The 2,052-nt window shown below is 72.3% G+C and carries 2 protein-coding genes; both read left to right on the top strand.

Annotation, left to right across the window (positions count from 1 at the left end):
- Window positions 1-942, top strand: a 942-nt coding sequence (locus AB0J09_RS63260; RefSeq protein ID WP_360713947.1) for an exonuclease SbcCD subunit D C-terminal domain-containing protein, incomplete at its 5' end; no start/stop codon positions are given.
- Window positions 943-2,052: AAA family ATPase (locus tag AB0J09_RS63255; RefSeq protein ID WP_360713945.1), on the top strand; the 1,110-nt coding region annotated here is incomplete at its 3' end. It lies immediately after the preceding gene.

Raw genomic sequence — 2,052 nt, 5'->3', positions numbered from 1 at the left:
GTGGCGCTGCTCGACGAGGCGCTCGGGCGGCTGCGCGCGGCGGGGGCGCGGGTGGTGCTGATCAGCGGCAACCACGACTCGGCGCTGCGTCTGCGCTTCGGCTCGGCGCTGTTCGAGGCCGCCGGGGTCCACGTGCGTACGTCGCCCGACCTCGCCTGGGAGCCGGTGCTGGTGGACGACGTGGCCTTCTACGGCATCCCGTACCTCGAGCCCGAGCTGGTCCGCGCCGCTTGGGAGCTGCCCGACCGGAGCCACACGGCCGCGCTCACGTACGCGATGGACCGCATCAGGGCCGATTCCATACGCCATCGCGCCTCGGTGGTGCTGTCGCACTGCTTCGTCATCGGCGGGCAGGCCAGCGACAGCGAGCGCGACATCAGCGTGGGCGGGGTGGCGTACGTTCCGTTGCCGGCCTTCGACGGGGTGTCCTACGTCGCGCTGGGGCACCTGCACGGGCGCCAGCGGATGTCGGAGACCGTGCGTTACTCGGGCTCGCCGCTGGCCTATTCGTTCTCGGAGGTCGGGCAGGTCAAGGGGTCGTGGCTGGTCACCCTCGGCTCGGAGGTCTCGGATGTGGCGTTCGTGCCGGCGCCTGTGCCGCGGCCCGTCGGGCGGCTGCGGGGAGAGCTCGAGGACCTGCTCACAAATCCGAAACATACCTCTTACGAGGACCACTGGCTGCAGGTCATCCTCACCGACGCCGTCCGCCCCAAATCCGCCATGGACCGGCTCCGCGCCCGTTTCCCCCACACCCTCGCCCTCTCCTTCGACCCGGTCGGCGCCGCGCCCGCCGCCCAGCCCGTACGCGTCAGCGGACGGCCGGAGGCGGAGGTGGCCCTCGATTTCGTCAGGGAAGTACGCGGCGAGCCTGCCGCACCTGAGGAGGAAGACCTGCTAAGACAGGCCATCGAGGCGTCGAGGGTGAAGGAGACGATGGCATAGATGCGGCCGCACCGGCTCTCGCTGACGGCGTTCGGGTCCTTTCCCGGCTCCGAGACGGTCGACTTCGACGCGCTGGCCGAGGCGGGCCTGTTCCTGGTCCACGGGCCCACGGGGGCGGGCAAGACCACGATCCTCGACGCGCTCTGCTTCGCCCTCTACGGCCAGGTGCCCGGGCAGCGCAACAGCGCCCGCAGCCTCCGCTGCGACCACGCTCCGCCCTCGGCCGGACCCTCCGTCACGCTTGAGGTGTCCATCCGCGGCCGGTTACTCCGCATCCAGCGCTCACCGGCCTGGCACCGTCCCAAGCTGCGCGGGACCGGTTTCACGGAGGAGAAGTCCAAGGTCGTCGTCTCGGAGTGGCACGGGTCGGAGTGGCAGGGGCTGACGACCCGGCTCGATGAGGCGGGCGATCTGGTGGGCGGGCTGCTGGGCATGAACGCCGACCAGTTCTGCCAGGTGGCGATGCTGCCCCAGGGGGACTTCGCCAAGTTCCTGCGCGCGGACGGGGATGATCGGGCCAAGCTGCTCGAGCGGTTGTTCACGGTCAAGGTCTTCACCCAGGCGGAGTCGTGGCTGGCCGAGCACCGGAAGCTGGCGTGGCGGGAGGCGCAGGAGCTCCGGCAGCAGGTGGACTTCGCCATCAAGCGGGTGGAGGAAGCGGCGGGCGACGACCTGCATGCGGCCATCGTGTCCCCGGCGACGGCCGATGACTCGTCCGCGGTCGATGCGTCGCGGATGGCGGCCCCTGACCCGCCTGTGACCGTCGCGTCGCCGGTGGTGGCCGGCGACTCGCCCGGGGCCGCGCCTGCCCTCTTCGACCTGCCCCCGGCCTCGGGACCGGTGGCACATGACGCGCACGTCGCCGGCGGGGTCACGCCACCCGGTGCCGCGCACGACGGCGGCCCATCCGAGGGCGACGCCCCCGGCACGCCCGTGCCCGGCACCGCTGTTAGTCCCCGCGTGGGCGACGACGGGGCGTCCACGCCTGAGGCGGACCCCCTGCGTTGGGCGGGAGCGCTGCTGGACGCGGCGCGGGCAGTCGTGAGGCGGGCGAGCGAGCAGCACGAGACGGCCGGGCAGGCGTTGCGTACGGCGCGGCTGCGGTTCGAG

The sequence above is a fragment of the Nonomuraea sp. NPDC049784 genome, assembly GCF_040659615.1.
Taxonomy (GTDB): Bacteria; Actinomycetota; Actinomycetes; order Streptosporangiales; family Streptosporangiaceae; genus Nonomuraea.
The sequence above is the reverse complement of the archived record's forward strand: the minus strand, read 5'-3'. Positions and strand labels throughout refer to the sequence as shown.